This window comes from Trinickia violacea (assembly GCF_005280735.1).
GTDB classification, from domain to species: Bacteria; Pseudomonadota; Gammaproteobacteria; order Burkholderiales; family Burkholderiaceae; genus Trinickia_A; species Trinickia_A violacea.
On sequence record NZ_CP040078.1, the window covers coordinates 1,069,101 to 1,085,145 of the forward strand.

The 16,045-nt window shown below is 60.9% G+C and carries 10 protein-coding genes; 6 read left to right on the top strand and 4 right to left on the bottom strand.

The features are described 5' to 3' along the window. Nucleotides 1–6: 6 nt before the first annotated feature. Nucleotides 7–954: a helix-turn-helix domain-containing protein gene (locus tag FAZ95_RS26910; RefSeq protein ID WP_137335539.1), complete on the bottom strand. Its 948-nt coding sequence runs from the start codon at nt 952–954 to the stop codon at nt 7–9. An 85-nt stretch (nt 955–1,039) separates the two neighbouring features. On the opposite strand from FAZ95_RS26910, the gene FAZ95_RS26915 reads away from it, so the two are divergent. The 4 genes from FAZ95_RS26915 to FAZ95_RS26930 all read left to right on the top strand — a co-directional run bounded on the left by FAZ95_RS26915 (nt 1,040) and on the right by FAZ95_RS26930 (nt 7,607). Continuing rightward, complete coding sequence (locus FAZ95_RS26915) at nt 1,040–1,345, top strand: carboxymuconolactone decarboxylase family protein (protein WP_137335540.1); 306 nt, start codon at nt 1,040–1,042, stop codon at nt 1,343–1,345. A gap of 495 nt (nt 1,346–1,840) precedes the next feature. Then, on the top strand, nt 1,841–4,663 hold the full coding sequence (locus FAZ95_RS26920) for a PAS domain-containing protein (protein ID WP_137335541.1): 2,823 nt from the start codon (nt 1,841–1,843) through the stop codon (nt 4,661–4,663). Between the two features lie 10 nt (nt 4,664–4,673). Further along, nucleotides 4,674–6,320: a CHAT domain-containing protein gene (locus FAZ95_RS26925; RefSeq protein ID WP_137335542.1), complete on the top strand. Its 1,647-nt coding sequence runs from the start codon at nt 4,674–4,676 to the stop codon at nt 6,318–6,320. A gap of 27 nt (nt 6,321–6,347) precedes the next feature. After that, the gene (locus tag FAZ95_RS26930) at nt 6,348–7,607 is read left to right on the top strand and encodes a hypothetical protein (protein WP_137335543.1); all 1,260 of its coding nucleotides are present in this window, start codon (nt 6,348–6,350) and stop codon (nt 7,605–7,607) included. A 114-nt stretch (nt 7,608–7,721) separates the two neighbouring features. On the opposite strand, the gene FAZ95_RS26935 is transcribed toward FAZ95_RS26930, so the two are convergent. Beyond that, on the bottom strand, nt 7,722–10,175 hold the full coding sequence (locus FAZ95_RS26935; RefSeq protein ID WP_137335544.1) for a S53 family peptidase: 2,454 nt from the start codon (nt 10,173–10,175) through the stop codon (nt 7,722–7,724). A gap of 589 nt (nt 10,176–10,764) precedes the next feature. On the opposite strand from FAZ95_RS26935, the gene FAZ95_RS26940 reads away from it, so the two are divergent. Continuing rightward, nucleotides 10,765–11,796 (top strand): LuxR C-terminal-related transcriptional regulator, encoded by a 1,032-nt coding sequence (locus FAZ95_RS26940; protein ID WP_137335545.1) that lies wholly within the window; start codon nt 10,765–10,767, stop codon nt 11,794–11,796. 203 nt (nt 11,797–11,999) lie between these two features. Here the strand turns inward: FAZ95_RS26940 and FAZ95_RS26945 are convergent, their stop codons facing one another. Both FAZ95_RS26945 and FAZ95_RS39525 read right to left on the bottom strand, forming a co-directional pair. Then, the gene (locus FAZ95_RS26945; protein WP_137335546.1) at nt 12,000–12,263 is read right to left on the bottom strand and encodes a hypothetical protein; all 264 of its coding nucleotides are present in this window, start codon (nt 12,261–12,263) and stop codon (nt 12,000–12,002) included. A gap of 222 nt (nt 12,264–12,485) precedes the next feature. Then, entirely contained in the window at nt 12,486–12,632 is a 147-nt protein-coding gene (locus FAZ95_RS39525; RefSeq protein WP_175425775.1) for a hypothetical protein, read from the bottom strand. Nucleotides 12,633–12,976: 344 nt separating this feature from the next. Between FAZ95_RS39525 and FAZ95_RS26950 the strand changes: the two genes are divergently transcribed. Continuing rightward, on the top strand, nt 12,977–16,039 hold the full coding sequence (locus FAZ95_RS26950; protein ID WP_137335547.1) for an NAD(P)-binding protein: 3,063 nt from the start codon (nt 12,977–12,979) through the stop codon (nt 16,037–16,039). Nucleotides 16,040–16,045: the final 6 nt, after the last annotated feature.

The window sequence follows — 16,045 nt, forward strand, 5'->3', positions numbered from 1 at the left end:
ACCCGATTAGTTCCCCGCGCTCGGACGACGCCTGAAAGCGGTCGGGTCCATGCCGTGCATTGCGTGGAACGCTTGCGAGAAGTTGCTTCGACTCGTGAATCCGACCATCCTCGCGACCTCAGCGACCGGGCGCGTGGTCGTCGCCAGCAATTCAGCCGCTTTTCGTAGGCGCACGATCTTCAACATGCTCATCGGCGGCTGCCCGAATGCCTTCATGAACTGGGCGGCAAACGCCGAACGGCTCATGCCGGCGATATCGGCCAACCGCTCCACGGTCCACGGCGATGACGGACGCTCAAAGATCGCTTCGAGCGCCCCTGCGAGCCGCTTGTCGGCAAGGCCTGTCGCCCAAGGCAGCTCCATTCCCCCAGCCTCGATCTGCCGTCGCATCACCATGATCAAGCACTGCTTGAGCAGCGCTTCCACCAGTGCACGCGAGCCGAGCCCCGGCTGCGCGCATTCTGCCAGCAGCATGATGAACTGGTTCTTCAAACTCGACTGCCCGTCGAACTGCGCGATCAGCGGCCGACGCATCGCGCTGAATGGATCCGTGCCGTGATTCGTGTCGAGCTTCAATTCACCGCATGCCGTGGCGATGCCGGCCGCACTTTCACCCGCCTGGATTGTCGGCACTGTTTCTCGCGAAGGCCAGTCCGTGAGACGTCCGTGGTTCGTTTCGTTGCCGGGCGACGGACGGCCGCTTTCGATCGCGTACGCGATGCCAGGCGGCAACAGCACAAAACTGTGCAAACTCAGCGCGACGCGTTCGCCCGTTTGCGTCACGAGTGCGCCTCTGCCTTCCATGCAGTAGTGAAGGCTTGCCGTTGCGCAGGCGTCGAAGCGGGCGCTCCAGCCATCGCGAATGTCGCACAGGGTGAAATTCGCCACGCCGATGTCCAGTGCGGCAAGGAAGCGTTCGAGGACGGGAAGCTCAAAGATAGCGCGACTAGTCATGGACGAATTCGAACCAAATCGAGACCAAAAGGAACGGGCACGTCTCTACTATAAGCATGCAGTCCACTGATTACAGGAGAATCCCATGTTCGATATGAAGAATCTTAGCCGACTCAAGAAGCTGGATGAAAACGCACCGGAATCGATGAAAAGCTTCTGGGCATTTGACAAGGCGGTCTTTGAAGAAGGCGCGTTGAGCGTGCAACAGAAGCAGCTTATTGCCGTCGCTGTCGCATTGACGACGCAGTGCCCCTACTGCATCGAGCTGCACACGAAAGCAGCGCGCGACGCAGGCGCCAGCGACGCGCAACTGTCGGAAGCCGCCCTCGTGGCGGCGGCCATTCGTGCAGGCGGCGCCATCACGCACGCTACACATCTGTTCCGGGGTTAAGCTCGGTCGAGAGCCCGGTTTGGATCGGGCTCTCGAACTTGCATGTTCGGGCGGGCGCTCTTACGTTAGCGACCCTGCTTTATTTCACGCCATTTTCCGCCGTCTCGGAGACCCTGCCTTCGAACAGCGATTCTGTGAGAATTTTCTCCATCCTCGTATTCTTTCCATTGCCGACTCCTATCCACATTCGTAAGCGATTTATAAAATTCCATCTACCACCTCGCTCGGAAACTAGTACGGAATCCGGAAGAGCCGTTCAAAAATGTGGCGCTGTTTTCGTCCTTGTTTCATATACTGCGTAGGTGCGGAGATCGACAAAATACTCTCAAAACCCCGCACGACAATATTCCGTTTTCCGATCGCAACCGTGTTTGCCTCGCCATCAGAGGCAAGGGCGAAGCTTTGTTTGAAATGGCACGGGTTTATACAACGCGTCACCCTGCCTTTTAATGATTCAGCTTCGTTTTAATGCTTTAGCGTCCTGCGGCGGTCAATATGAATACATCGAGACAAGCCTATACCGAAGCCACACCAGCTACGGAAAACACACGCCCCAGTCCATTGCTTGGAGCAAGTTTTCTGAGTGGCAATACCCCGTGCGCGATCGTCGACGCAGGAGGTCTGATTCTCGAATCGAACACCGCATTCGATGCGCTGTTGCCAGGCGCAGCCGGTACGCCGCTCGCCGCGCGCTTCGCAGGGAGCGCTGATGTCGTGCTCGCCTTGGCGCACGGCGGAGACACACTCCAAGTGACTTACCGGCGCGCGGGAGGAGAGGTTGTCCCGGCCGCATTGCATCTGCTGCGCATGGACGATAGCGAACCGGCGCGCACGCTCGCCGTGATTACCGACGGCGCGCCGTTCCGCCACGCCGAAGCCGAGCGCTTCGAGTCCACACCCTGTCCGGTTCTTCGCGTCGAGACGGGCGGTACGATTACATTCGCAAACGGCGAGACGGGTAAGTCGTTCGGATGCGCGGCTGAGAAACTCGTTGGCAGGCGGCTATCCAGCTTGTTCGCCCCAGCGTTTGCCGAGCTAGTCGATAAGGCCATTGCTACGAGCATCGCCGAGCGATGTTCGAAGTCACTTGAAGTCACCTCCGCGGCCAACGGACGTCCGGGTACCCGACTCGTCGTGCTCGCTTTCACGCCGGATCCGGCGCCCTCCGGACCACCCCTCGGGGCGCTAGTCGTGATTCAGGCGGCGACGCAGACCGTGCGTGACAAGATCCGCCGCATCGCACTCGAAGGGGACACCAGTGTGCCTAAAGTAGCGAACGCCGATACGGAGCATGCTCCGTATCAGCCGTCATGGCAGCCCCAATTCGACCGTGTGCTCGAACAGATCCGCACGCTGATCGATTTCGATCACGCGATCTTCGGCATATACGCCGACAACACCACACTGTTCCGCGCCGAGGCCATGTGCCCCGCCGATAGCCCGGTGTGGCCGGCACGCTGGATGTCGCTGCCGCCCGGCATCCGAGACTGGCTGGAAAGTGGCGAGACTGCGATTCCGGATGCGAGGCGATTCACCGATGACTATCCCGAATTGCTCGAGAGCGAAGTCACGCGCTGCTACTTTGATTTCGGCATCAATTCATCGGTCACGTTCGTTGTGTGCGGCGATGACGGTCCGACGTCAGCACTGTCGCTTTGCTCGCGCGAGATAGGCAAGTACACGCAAGCAGACTGCGATCTGTTGCGCGAACTTGACCTCGACCCGGTGCTATTGCGTTACGAAGAGAAGATCGTGGCCGAAAGGCGTGCCTTCTGCGAGAGGGTGCAAGCCATACTGGATGAACCGGTACCGCTTCGCAAGGCGGCGCGGCGCATCGTCGACCTGATCGCACAGCACTTCCAGTGGGATTATGTCGGTCTCTTTCGCGTGAATCGGTATCGGGACCGCTTCGAACTCGTTCATCAGTCGCCTGGACCCGCCGACTTCCTGTTGCCCGACGATTACACCCAGAACATCGGCGAGGGCATGCTCGCCTCGACGCTCAAAGGCTTCGGCAGCGTACGTATCGTCGACGAGATCGGTAAGTCCCCTCAGCAGTACGGCTATATCAGCCCCAGACGTAGCGGATCGGGGTGTCGCAAGCTTCAATCCGCAATGACGATTCCAGTCCATCTGAATGGGCGGATTCGCTGGATCCTCAACATCGAATGCGAATCGTCGCACGCGTTTCGCGGGCCCGACGAAGCGTCGATCCGCGAGGTCGTCGCGAGCATCGAGCAGGGCCTGAAGCACCGCATGCTGGACGACATGAAGAAGTGCCTGTTCAAGGAAACCGACCGCGGCGTGGTCGTCGTCGGTACGGAAGGCACGATCATGGAAATGAACGAGACGGCGGAGACCTTGTTAGATACCGATCAGGCCGACTGTATCGAGATGAATGCCCGCCTGAGCCAGTTTGCCGCCGACGAGCACTCACGGGACGTGCTCGACTCCGTGGATCATGCCGCCAAGCGCCGCGTCGAACTGAAGAGCAAGAGCGAACGCAACAAGGTTGCGGTCGCCACCCGAGTCGATCTCGAGTCGAGTTTCGACACCAGCGTCTGGTTCCTGACCGATGTGGAAGGCGTTGAGTGGAACCGCAGCCTGCGCTTCCTGCGTGAAACGGTCACCGAGGTGGCCCAGCAAGCCCGCGAGCCGCTCGCGCTAGCGTCCCTATTCGCGCGCGGGCTGCCACGTGCGTTCGCGGGACCCGGCGCAGGCGAACATCCCATGAGCCGGGCTGCCCAGATGCTCAGCACGCAGATGCTCGCTGAGATTAGCAAGGCTGATATTACGTTCGAGCGGCTCGCGGAGGCCACCTCGATTCGTATGCATCCCGTGCGCAACCTTGCGAGCGTCGATCTGTGCGGCTGCGTGAACGACGTTCTCGGCTGCCTGCCCGAGCGGGACAGGAACAGCATTGAGGCGCAAACGGCGAAAAGCGTCTATGTGCAGGGCGATGCGGGACGACTCACGTATGTCGTACGCTCGACTATCGCGCACTTGCTGCGCGTGCGGCTCAGCGAGGCCACCAAGGTCATTGTGTCGCTGACCGGTAACGCCAAACAAGCACGCCTCGAACTCGAGATCGATGAGGTGAGTGCGCCGTCGGGCGCGAGCGAGGAGACGTCCGACGACATCGACGTGCTACTGGCCGCTTCGCGTGATGCGAGAGAGGCGGTGAGGCTGTCACTCGCCGGCATTCGCCATATCGTGAGCGCCCACCACGGAACCATCGAGGCCACTGCTGGCCACGTGCCCGAGGCGGACGGGGCGCCGCGCTGGGTCGGTTTTGTGATCGAGTTGCCGCAAGGCTAGGGAGCCCGCTATGAGCCAGCCGATTCTGATTGTTTGCGGAAAAGATCAAACGGGGACCACCATCCAAATGAGCCTCGGCGATCTGTGCGACGCCGAGGCGCGTTACCCCGAGCTCGCATACTTCCTCGGTAATCATCCGCCAATTCGTGTCAACACGGCTGCTTTTGCAAAGTCTTTTTTGAGCGATAGGCCAGACCCCACCGCGACGCCAGTACTGATCGTCATCGACGCGCTGGTGCGCGAATCAGACGAAGTCAACCTGGTAGTGGAAGGCTCTGCTGCCATCGGTCTCATGGACTGGCTCGATGAGTACCGCCCACGGATCCCGGTCCTTACCGTCGCAGCCACGCCCACGGAGAAAGTCGAACGCCGGGTGGTCGCGCGCGCTAATGCCGCTTTGTGGCGCATGAACGTGTCGGACGCCTCCGGGCGGCGCGACGTTCTAGCGGAAACCCTGGCGGGCATCGTTCCCGAGGACGCTCAATTGGGCCGCGCGCGCCAGACGCGCCACATCACCATCGACGTCCGCCGTAATTCCGCATGCTATCGGCTGAGCAACGGCCGTTACGAGTTCCTCTCCTCCAATCCGATTGCCTATGCTCACGACAAGAGGCTCGACAGGCTGATCGACAAGATCGAGCGCCTGACGCCATGGCCCAATGAGGCAAGCGGCCGACCGTACGGTGATTGGTACGAGCGGGTCATCGATGTCGGTGGCGCGCTCTACGAGTTGTTGATGCGTGACACGGTGGGTGTGCACGTGAAAGATCTGTTGCGCAATCCGTCGAACGCGCCCGACGGTACACCGCCGAGTGTCGACCTGAGCTTCGAAATAGACTCGGAAGACAACGACTACGTCAACCTGTTCAAATTACCGTTCGAGTTGCTCAACGACAGCGCCTACGACGGGGTCATGTGCTCGCGGGTACCGATGGTGCGGCGCCTGCGCATCAAGCGCACCGACGCATACGCCGAAGTGGTGCCCCCCCCACCTCACGCGCCGCTGCGCGTATTGTTCATGGACGCCAACGTGAGCGGCAATGTCCGCTTGCGGAAGCGGCAAAGTCCACTGGAAGAAAACGCCCGCACCTTCGCACGGCTCAGCACTGCCGACAAGGAGCTTGCGATTCTCGAGCATTTCGCTCGGTCGCTCGGCGCGGAGCGCATGGCGACGCCCGAGGTGATTGGCCGCCCCGCTGGCGAGCTCGTCGGCGCCGCGCTATGCGACAGCGTTCGCGCGAAGCTGCTCGAGGGCCACTACGACTTGTTTCACTTCTGCGGCCACTCCGCCACCCTCGACGACGGACAAACGTACTTGATCTTCCCGGGCGAAAGCGGCAAGGCCGAAGCGGTGCCCATCGGCTATGTCGCCGAATGGCTGCGCATGGGCCATACGCGCATGGTGGTGTTGTCCTCGTGCGAAGGGGCTTCCGCGATGACCGCCCTCGAAACGATGCGGGTCGGCGTCGAGCGCATGCTCGGCTTTCGCTGGAAAGTCGAAGAGGATATGTGCGTCGAGTATTTCCGCCGCTTCTACGAAAAATATCTGGTCGACCAGAATTTGTGCGAGTCCTACCGCTTCGCATGCAATGAGCTGAGGCTCGCGCGCGACGGCTCGCCGGCCTGGGCATCCGCCCTCGCAGTACAGCGCGACTAACGTTGCCGCCCACCCCGGAGCATAGCCATGTCTTCCTTCCTCGCTAAATTGTCACACAGCACGTTTAGCGTGCCGAACCGGCGCAACCTGGACTGCACGTACAAGGCGCCGGAAGACAGCGACGACCCGCGTGCGGCGCGTCTGCGCGGCGACCGCTTCGCGCCCGAGGCCAGCTACTTCAGTGTGCGCATTGCCGAGATGCGGCTGGCTGAGGCCGGCAACTATGTCAACGCGTATCTGCCCATGTGCACGTGCTTCCTACGTTACCGCTACGGTCTTGAAGAGCGCGAGGTGCCGTTCATCCTCAACTACGACAGAATCCGCGCACCGCTGCGTGAAGGCAAGGCAACCGCTGGGACAGGCAGCATTGCGGTCCTCAACACCTACGTCGTGAAGGACGTGCCGCTGAAGGCCGGCGGCGTGACGCTTTTCGCTGCGTTGTGTCGTGTGTCGGATAGCAGCTTTGCGCGCGGCATGCTCGACCTCGTCGGGGACGCTGCCGAGGCAGTCGGTGGTGCGTCTGTCGGGCTCGTGGCGAAGTCCGGCATCGACATGGTGAAGCGTCTCAGCTCGCTGCTGGGCTCGGACGGCGTCTCGACGCGTTTCGGCATCTACGACGGCGATGCGCTCATCGAGAGCGGCTATCGAGTCCTTGCCGGTGCAGGCACGGATGTTGACCAGTTCGAGGTGAGGGACGGCAGGTTGCAGCGCAGGAACGACAATGGTGCGATGGCGAGCGTGGACGACATTGATTACCTCGTCCTCGCGCTCGAATATCGCAAAACGCTGATCGACGAGTCGTATGCCACGCTGGCCAGCATGCCCTTTCACGCAAGATGGATCGAAACGCGCAAGAAACTGGTGGTCGGTGAAACAGCCGCGGCGGAATACGACTTTCGGCAACTGAAGACTGAGATCGTCTCTTCACCCGATCTGGTCGAAGCCGACCGGTTCGGCGTGCTGGGTGCGTATATCGCCGCGATGGAAGCATGGAAGGAAAAGCAGTCCACAACACCGACTTTGAAGGGCGACGTCGCGGCGATGAGCGCACAACTGGCCGACCGCGCAGCGAACTCGGCAGGCACGGAGTCCAGCTTGCTTGACATTGCATCGACGCATCTGATCATGCTCGACGACGACGCCCGCTTCGCCGACGATCCGCTTTCCGACGAAGCGGTCTTCGAACATGCCCGCAAGCTCGGTGCCGCGATAGAGTCAACGCAGGCCGACTCGATGGCGCTAAGCGCATCGACCGCGCAACTGCTGGTGGCCAGCTCGCAGCCCTGATGCGGAGCGGTCCTGCTTGAACGATACAGCCAGCGACACGGTCGCCCGAGCGCGAGCCCCCCAAAGGGATCGAAGCGCGCTTGCGTAGCGGCTGCGATCCCTTAAGGCGCTTCGTCAAATGCTGCCAGCGGCAGCCCCCGCTACAGCTTCCGGCCCGGCCTTGTTTGTTTCATCCAGGTCCGTGCTTGTGCCCACGCCGGGAACGATTTGCTGGGCGGCCCACGTGGCCCCGTTATAGGTCGTCCACCAGATCCGCTCGTCGCCGGTCATGCCCTTCCATGCGGCAAACACTCGGTTCCCGAATGTCGCGATACTCGGCCCGATACTACTGAGGACGCCCGGGATCTGCTTTTGCGGTGTCCAACTGCTGCCGTTGAAGCTCGCATACCAGAGCCTTTGATCGCTGAACTCTCCCTTCCAGGCCGCGATCAGTTGGCCGTTGTACACGGCGAGGGAAGGTCCCTCGCTGGTGCCCGTGCCGGCGACCAGCTTTTGCGGCGCCCAACTGCTGCCGTTGAACGTCGAATAGTAGATGCCGGGATCGCCGAATTCGCCCTTCCAGATGGCGAACAGCGCACCATCGTATGCTGCGATCGCCGGCCCCACGGCGCTCGCGACACCCGGGATCTCCTGCTGCGGGGCCCACGTCGAGCCGTCGAAGCTCGACCACCACAGGCGCTGGTCGTCCTCCATCCCTTTCCACGCCATGTAGAGCTTGTTGGCAAAAACGGCGAGGCGCGGGCCGGTGCTGGTGGCAACGCCGGAGACCTCTTTCTGGGGCGCCCAGTTCTTTCCATCGAAAGTGGACCACCAGATCCCCTGGTCGAAGTCCTCCCCCTTCCACGCCATGTACAGCAGGTTGCCAAATACCGCGAGCGCGACACCCGCGCTCGTCGCGACTCCCGGTACGAGCGTCTGCGGCGCCCACGCCGAGCCGTTGCTGGTCGTGAAGAAGATGCGATCGTCGAACTCGATGCCTTTCCACGCCATGAACAGCGCGTTGTCGTAGACCGCCAGCGCCGGCGGCAGACCGATTCCCATCAGCGCGCTGCTGAGCGGCGATCCATTGATGCTGCCGAGACCCGTCACTGCATCCCAGCCCGGCCCTGCGTTGTACGACCCATTGGAGCCCGACGTCACGTCGTCGAACACATACGGCCCCTCGGACGAGTAAAGATTCTGATTGAGGAAGCCGAGCGGCGCGCCAAGCTGAGCGCCCAGCACCGCGGTCAGCCCCGCATAGAGCGGCGCGACGGCGCTCGTGCCGCCCCACGCGCCGATTGACTGGCCATTCAGGATGAGCGGGTAACCACTCGACGGATCCGCGTTCCCCGCGACATCCGGCACGCCACGGCCGACATGCCCTTTTGGATTAACCGATGGCGGAACGCGCGCCCACGATTGCCACGACGGCAGGGCAAATGCGCTGCTCACGCCGCCGCCGCTTCCCGACCAGGCCGTCTGCGTGAACGACGAGCCGGACACGTTGGAGATCGTTGTTCCACCACACGCAGTGATGCCTGGATCCGACGCCGGGTACGAGACCTCCGCGGGGTTCTCCGACCCGCTATCGCCGGAGGACGCGAACAGCGTGACACCGAGCGGCGCAGCTTCGGCGATCACCTGGCTCATCGTGTTGATCGTGCTCCCCCAGCCGCTTTCGTTGCCGCCCCAGCTGATCGACAGCACCGCGGGCTTGTTGGTCGTATCGTGAATGGCGGTCGTGAAGGCATCCACCCATCCTTGGCCGGTATTCGGTGCGAAGTAAACAACGATCTTCGCCCCTGGCGCGACCGAGCCGGCAACGGCGATGTCGAGCATCACTTCCGTGTCGGAACCCGTGTCGACGCCCGGTGAATTGGTCGCGCCGTCGATGCCGACAAAAGAAACGGCGGGCACCGGCAATTTGGCGACGTTCGTGAACCACGTCTGGATATCGCTCTCGCGGTAGCCGCCACCGAACTCCAGAATGCCGATCGTGACGCCCGCCGCGGAATGGGTCGGGAACTCATAGAGCTGCGCGACCTGTGCCGGCAGGAGCGACGTGATCCCCTGGCTGCCTTGCGCCTGGCGCGTCATCGGCGCCGCGAGCGGGCGCGTATCGAGGCCATGCACGCTTTCGACAATGGCGCCGAGGTCCGCCGGCACGCTCGCAGACCCTGTATGGCCGATATAGGTCGCTTTCGCCGTGTGATACTGCTGCAGCTCGACTGAGAACGCCTTGTTGATTGCGGCCACCGTGCCGGAGACGACCACCGTCCTGCGCGCGGGGCTGCTTTCCATGATCGTGAGCCCTTGCGCGGTGGCATAGGCCTTGACGCGCTCGAGATCTGCTTCGGACGCACCGTAGCGTTCGGCGAACGCTTCGCGCGAAAGATAGTGGCGCGCCCGTGGAGGCGTGGTGGACATGGCTCCCGCCCCTGCCGGCAGCGAGTCCTGTTGCGAGCGTACGCGAATACTGACGAGGAGAGTCGTGTCCGGCGAGGCGGCGCCGATCGGTGCCGCACCAGGGGCGAGCTTGTGCTCGGAGTGCGGAATCGCGTACAGGGAAGAGGCGTTTCGTACCATTTGAAGCTCCTTCTGCGAGTGGCCCACGCGCTCGCGAATCGAGTTGGGAGCGTGCGGGATGGGAAAGCCGAATGCGGTCCTTGATAGCAACGGGGGCTTAGGCAAGAGGGTGCAGCGATGCCACGGGTATGAGGTAGGGCGTTGACCGACGAACACTATGCAAACCAGTGTGAGCGTTAGGCGCAGTTCAGGTCGATATGCTTTTGGTGATAGCGGTCACTGGCGTCACTACAACGGCACAGCCGCGTGCTTGGCGGTCGCTCGGTCTTTTACGGCACAACCGGAATCGTTTGCATCGGTTGCAGATTCGACGCCGCGGCCTGAAGTTTTCCTTAAGGACGGGGTTTGACGCGCCTTCGAATCAAAGAATTGACGTCGCGGAATTATTCAATTCTGCAAGGCTCGCTTATCCGTCGTAGCAGCGATTCATGGGGTGGCGAATGGTCATTGCGCGAGCTCGCGGCAGCGTAGAAAATCGCTAACATCGACCGTTGCTTGCGAATTTAACGTCAGACGATTGGCCCTGCGCGCGCAATGGACGAGGTGCTCGCAATCCGGCCACGAACACTAAGGGATGCAGCCGTAGCTCATGCGTATTCTCCTGATTGCCCCTCCCGGGCTGTTTCGCGATGGCCTCGCGCGTGTCGTCGCGGAGTTGGCCGCGGACGCCGAAGTGAAATGCGCCGATTACGGGGAGAGCCAGTCCGACGTCACGTCTGGCGTAGATCTTCTCGTCCTCGATGGCGATAACGTCGACGAGGCGCTCGTGGCGTTTGCAGCGGCGCGACAACGCAAGCCCGACTTGCCGGTCGTCGCGCTGCTCGGCGTCATCGCCCGCGCCGGCGTCGAGCACTTCACGGGGGCGGGGGTCAACAGCTGCGTCGACAAATCGGAGTCGGCCGCCGAATTGATGAACGCGCTTCGCGCGGCGCTGGCGGGTGGCATCCGACTGTCGCCCGAATGGCTCTCGCTCGCGGCCGGTGAAGCCCAGCCCGCCGCGCCCCCCGAGGTGACGCCCGACGCGTCGGCTCCGGCCACGCGCGCTGTGCTGACGCCGCGGCAAATCGAAGTCCTGGCACTCGCCGCACGCGGCGAGTCGAACAAGGCGATCGCGCGCCGACTCAAGATCACCGAGGGGACCGTGAAGGTCCATTTGTACACGGTCTACAAGGCGCTCAACGTGAATAGCCGTGGTCAGGCGAGCGTCGCGGCGATGCGGCTCGACAAGGTCGGAGACCAGCAATGGCATCAGGCGCTCAACGGGGACCTCTCGGTGCGGCGGTTGTTCGCTTCGATGATGCCCTGTCGCTTCAAGCCCGGTGACGTGCTGTTCCATAAGGACGACGCGAGCGATGCGCTCTATTACCTGGTGCGCGGAAGGATCCGGCTGCAGGAAATCGGGATCGAAGTGAGCCCCGGCACGATAGTGGGCGAAATCGGCTTGTTTTCGGCCGATCATCGGCGCACGTGCACGGCGCGCTGCGAGTCCGACTGCGAATTGCTTTCGATGTCGGCCATGGAGGCCATGCGCTTCTACTATCAGGACCCTGAGTTTGCGGCCTTTCTGATCCAGCTCATTACGCGCAGATTGGTGGACGATAAATCACGCTCGGAGCGTTAGGGCGATCAGGCATTCATTTCGCGCATTTTCTGGCGGCCGGGCCCGGACAGACGGCACGCCCGCCTGTCCGAGTGCTGCTATGGGCCGCCGCTCCGTGCGCCGGGGCCGGCCGGGTTACCCTGCCCCGGAAGACTCGCGGAATCGAGCCGCATGACCGTCTTGACTATGTCGGAACGCGGCCGGTGGCGTTTCAGCCGGCACGATCATTGGCCCTTGTAGAAGTCGCGTATGCGCGCGGCTTCGCCATCGGTTTGCGACCTGACGAGATCCTGGTAGACGTCGGCCCGGGTCTTCCCGACGTTTGCGGAAGGCCCTCCCGACATCGTGCCTGCGCTGCCTACCGGGCCTTCGGCATTGTTCACGACATCCGCCGTCGCGGCCTGTGAATTTCCACTGGCATCGGCTGCATACGCTTGCCATGCCGACACGCAGAGCAAGCCGCCAACCAGTACACAAACTGTCTTCATGAGAGCCTCCTATCGAAACAACCGGCGTCTGACTCATTGCGCCGGACCCACAAAAAACGCGTGCGCGCTGCCCGAGTGAGGTTGGCCGAGCTCGCACGTCGAGTGAAGCGCGCACGTGTCTTGGCGACGCGCACTACCACGACGGATGTCCGTCATGTGCATTGGAATGGTCTGGCGACTTGGCGGGGGGAGGTGACCGGATCTGCGAAAAGGCAGTGTCGATCAATGCATTTGCCAGACAATCGGAGATCGGAAATGCGCGCGGTCGACGAAAGAGAATGCCTTCAAACGTGTTTCGCAGAGGGTGTTGCGGGTAGTATGGTTTTTCATCGGCGCCGAGCCCATACCACGTTGGTGATAATCATCCATGCCATTTCCGCCAAGCCATAAGCGCTTTCGACCACGGCCACTGCGAGTTGCGCTGCCTCGAGACCTGGAGGGCGCTGCCGATCGTTCCGCCATCGTGGCGATCATCCCTGCGGACTGGATTACGCATCTGCAGGCTTGGCGCCCGCCAAAACCCCGGAAAGCTACGCCGTGTTGCTCGGCAAGCGGCATCGTGTGCTAAAACAGATTTGGCAATCGGCCGCTAGTGCGTACTGCCGGCTGGCCCGACGATTAACGACGGCATCGGGAACTGACTCAAGACCAACGAGATATCTGGACGATCGTCGGCCTTTCCCAATTCTTGGGGCCTTGGAGGAGCGAGAAAAATGGCGGAATATCCGGCGTACATCTATACCAGCGGCTCTCCATTGCAACATACGCCGATGCACCTCAACGCATCCGATATGTATGGCTTTTTCATCAAAGGAGACTTGGAGAAGTTGCAGGAAACCGTCGACGCTACACTCAATCGGGTTGCCGCTAATCGGATGACTTTCCGCGCACTGTCGCCGTACATCATGCTGACGTTCACGCGCGTGGAGCATGCCCAATCGAGCTTCCCCGCGGACTACAACAAAGGGTGGGGCAAGGAATGCGACATCATTCCCTGGATCCTTGTTGGGCAAGTCGAGGAGAATGACGGCAACACAAAACTGCATCGTGTCTTTCTTTACCCGTCTTATACCTGGGTCGACGTGCCTATGGCGATTTCCATAGGCCGTGAAATCTTTGGGTATCCAAAAAATATCTGTCAACTCAGCATGCCGGAACCGGGAGACGATCCGCTGGCATTCAAGATCTCCTGCGAAGGCTGGGAACCCTACAGCCCGGAAACACAGCTCGACGTCCATCCTCTGATTGAGATAGCAGCAACCGATACGGGAAAAACGCATCAGCCAGTGTCAGGGTTTTTCGATGTGATACGTGAGGGTTTGAAGATTCTTCGCTCGGAACCGGATCTATTTGCGCTTGACGAAGCAGGGCTCCAGGACTTCGAATCCCTGCTTTTACGACCGCGCATCGATCAACTATTTCTAAAGCAGTTCCCGGACGCAAGTGGCGTCAAGGCCGTATACCAGGCAGTTGTCGTCGCGCCTGCGGTAATCGACAAAGTGTATGAAGCCGAGTTGCTTGGCTATACCTATGCGTGCACGGTGCATAAGTTTGATACCTTTCGGCTGGATGAGACGCTGGGTCTTGAGCTCGGTACTCAGCCTGTATTGCTGCCGTTCCACATCAAGATGGACTTCACCGTCACTGAAGGCGAAGAACTACTCGAAGCCGCCGCAACGAGCCCGCAGAAAATCGCCATTCTCGGCGGAGGCCCGGGCGCGATGACCGCCGCGTTTTATCTGACCGACCAGCCCAATTGGCAAGACCGATACGACATCACCGTTTACCAAATGGGGTGGCGCTTGGGTGGGAAATGTGCGAGCGGGCGCAACGCCAGGTTGGGGCAGCGCATCGAAGAGCATGGCTTGCATATGTGGTTCGGCTTCTACGACAACGGCTTCGCCCTCATGAAAAAAGCCTACGGCGCTCTGAACCGACCCGCCTCTGCGCCCCTCGCGACCTGGCAGGACGCCTTTAAGCCGCAGAATTACATTGTGCTCACGGAGAGCATCGGAGAGGGTTATAAGTTCTGGCCAATTCAGATACCGGAGAAACCGGGCGATCCCGGCGAGCACAACGAGGAAATAACATTTGAGAAAGTAGTGACGACGCTGACAGCGTGGATTCGGCAATGGTTGAAAGGTCTCGACCAATGTATATCCGATGCCGCTAAAGCGGAGCCTGAGAAGGACGCCAAGGGGCTCGGACCTTTTTGGGAGGGCTTCCTGGGTCTCTTGAAGCACGTGCCCGAAGCGTTCCATTTCCTGGAAAAGCCGAATCACGAATCGCTGTTGGGCGCGTTGCGGACAATCCAGGATTCTTTACTCCAGCGTGTCGAACATCTACTGGACAGTGACGACGAAGCGAGGCGCTTCTTCATTTCCATTGATCTGGCCGTCACGAGCCTGATCGGTATGCAGGCCGACGGCGTCTTGCTCAACGGCTTCGACGTCATCAACGACATCGAATTTCGCGATTGGTTGCGCAAGCACGGCGCCAACCAAGACTACACGATCGATTCTGCGCCGGTCCGGGGATTCTATGACTTGGTGTTTGCTTATCTCGATGGAGACACCAGCCGCCCGAACATCGAGGCCGGAACGATGTTGCGAGGCATCCTGCGGATCGCTATCGGTTATCACGGCGGCTTCATCTGGAAAATGCAGGCCGGTATGGGCGACACCGTGTTCACGCCGCTGTATCAGGTCTTGAAGCAGCGTGGCGTGAATTTCCAGTTCTTCCACAAAGTCGAGACACTGATTCCCGACGGCGATGGCGTGGGTGAAATCGTGATGACCCAGCAGGTGGCCCTTGCAGACGGCATGACGGAATACAACCCTCTGATCGATGTCGCCGATTTGGCGTGTTGGCCGAGCTACCCGAACTATGGGCAGATCGACACAGATCAGGCGCGCTTGCTGCAAGCCAACGATGTGAACCTGGAATCCCACTGGAGTGATTGGGCGCAAATTTACGAGGCGCACTTTGGCCGGCCGCTGCCGGTCAAGCAGCTAAAGCGCGGAGTGGATTTTGATCAAGTCGTCTTCGGTCTGTCGATAGGCTCGCTGCCGCAAGTCTGCCAGAAGCTCCTCGAGAAAAGCCCCCCCCTCAAAGCGACCAGCGATAACGTCAAGACAACCGCGACTCGGGCCTATCAAGTATGGCTGAACAAGAGCCTGCGAGAACTCGGCTGGGCGGCTTTCGGCTCCGAAGCAGAGGATCCTGTATTGAGCTCGTTCAGCGAGCCCTTCGACACCTCGACGCCGATGAATCAATTGTTGATTCGGGAGGTCTGGCCTGCGGGTCACGCTCCGCAAAACGTTTCTTATTTTTGCAGTCCCATGCGCATGCCGGATGTTCCGCCTCATACCGAAACCGATTTCCTCGCACGTTGCACGGGAACAGTGAAACTGGGGGCGCTTGGCCAACTGCGCCAGCAAGCGTTCAATTTATGGCCCGCTGTGGCGACGGAAGACTCGTTCGATTGGCAAGCATTGATCGACCCGGATAACAACAGCGGAGAAGCGCGTTTCGACGCACAGTATTGGCGTGCAAACGTGAACCCTTCCGATCGTTACGTGCTGTCGGTCGTGGGTAGCACACAGCACCGGCTAGCGAGTGATGCCTCCGGTTTCAGCAATCTTTATCTCGCAGGCGATTGGCTCAAGACGGGCTTGAATGCCGGTTGTGTGGAGGCGGCCGTCATGGGCGGCATGCAGGCTTCGCGTGCGATTAGTGGATATCCGTGCGCGATCAAGGGGGAGACTGACCGCTAAGCGGTG

Bases quoted from the DNA above. Each gene is read 5' to 3' on its own strand.
- FAZ95_RS26910 (WP_137335539.1), bottom strand. From the start codon at position 954: ATGACTAGTCGCGCTATCTTTGAGCTTCCCGTCCTCGAACGCTTCCTT.
- FAZ95_RS26915 (WP_137335540.1), top strand. From the start codon at position 1,040: ATGTTCGATATGAAGAATCTTAGCCGACTCAAGAAGCTGGATGAAAAC.
- FAZ95_RS26920 (WP_137335541.1), top strand. From the start codon at position 1,841: ATGAATACATCGAGACAAGCCTATACCGAAGCCACACCAGCTACGGAA.
- FAZ95_RS26925 (WP_137335542.1), top strand. From the start codon at position 4,674: ATGAGCCAGCCGATTCTGATTGTTTGCGGAAAAGATCAAACGGGGACC.
- FAZ95_RS26930 (WP_137335543.1), top strand. From the start codon at position 6,348: ATGTCTTCCTTCCTCGCTAAATTGTCACACAGCACGTTTAGCGTGCCG.
- FAZ95_RS26935 (WP_137335544.1), bottom strand. From the start codon at position 10,175: ATGGTACGAAACGCCTCTTCCCTGTACGCGATTCCGCACTCCGAGCAC.
- FAZ95_RS26940 (WP_137335545.1), top strand. From the start codon at position 10,765: ATGCGTATTCTCCTGATTGCCCCTCCCGGGCTGTTTCGCGATGGCCTC.
- FAZ95_RS26945 (WP_137335546.1), bottom strand. From the start codon at position 12,263: ATGAAGACAGTTTGTGTACTGGTTGGCGGCTTGCTCTGCGTGTCGGCA.
- FAZ95_RS39525 (WP_175425775.1), bottom strand. From the start codon at position 12,632: ATGGATGATTATCACCAACGTGGTATGGGCTCGGCGCCGATGAAAAAC.
- FAZ95_RS26950 (WP_137335547.1), top strand. From the start codon at position 12,977: ATGGCGGAATATCCGGCGTACATCTATACCAGCGGCTCTCCATTGCAA.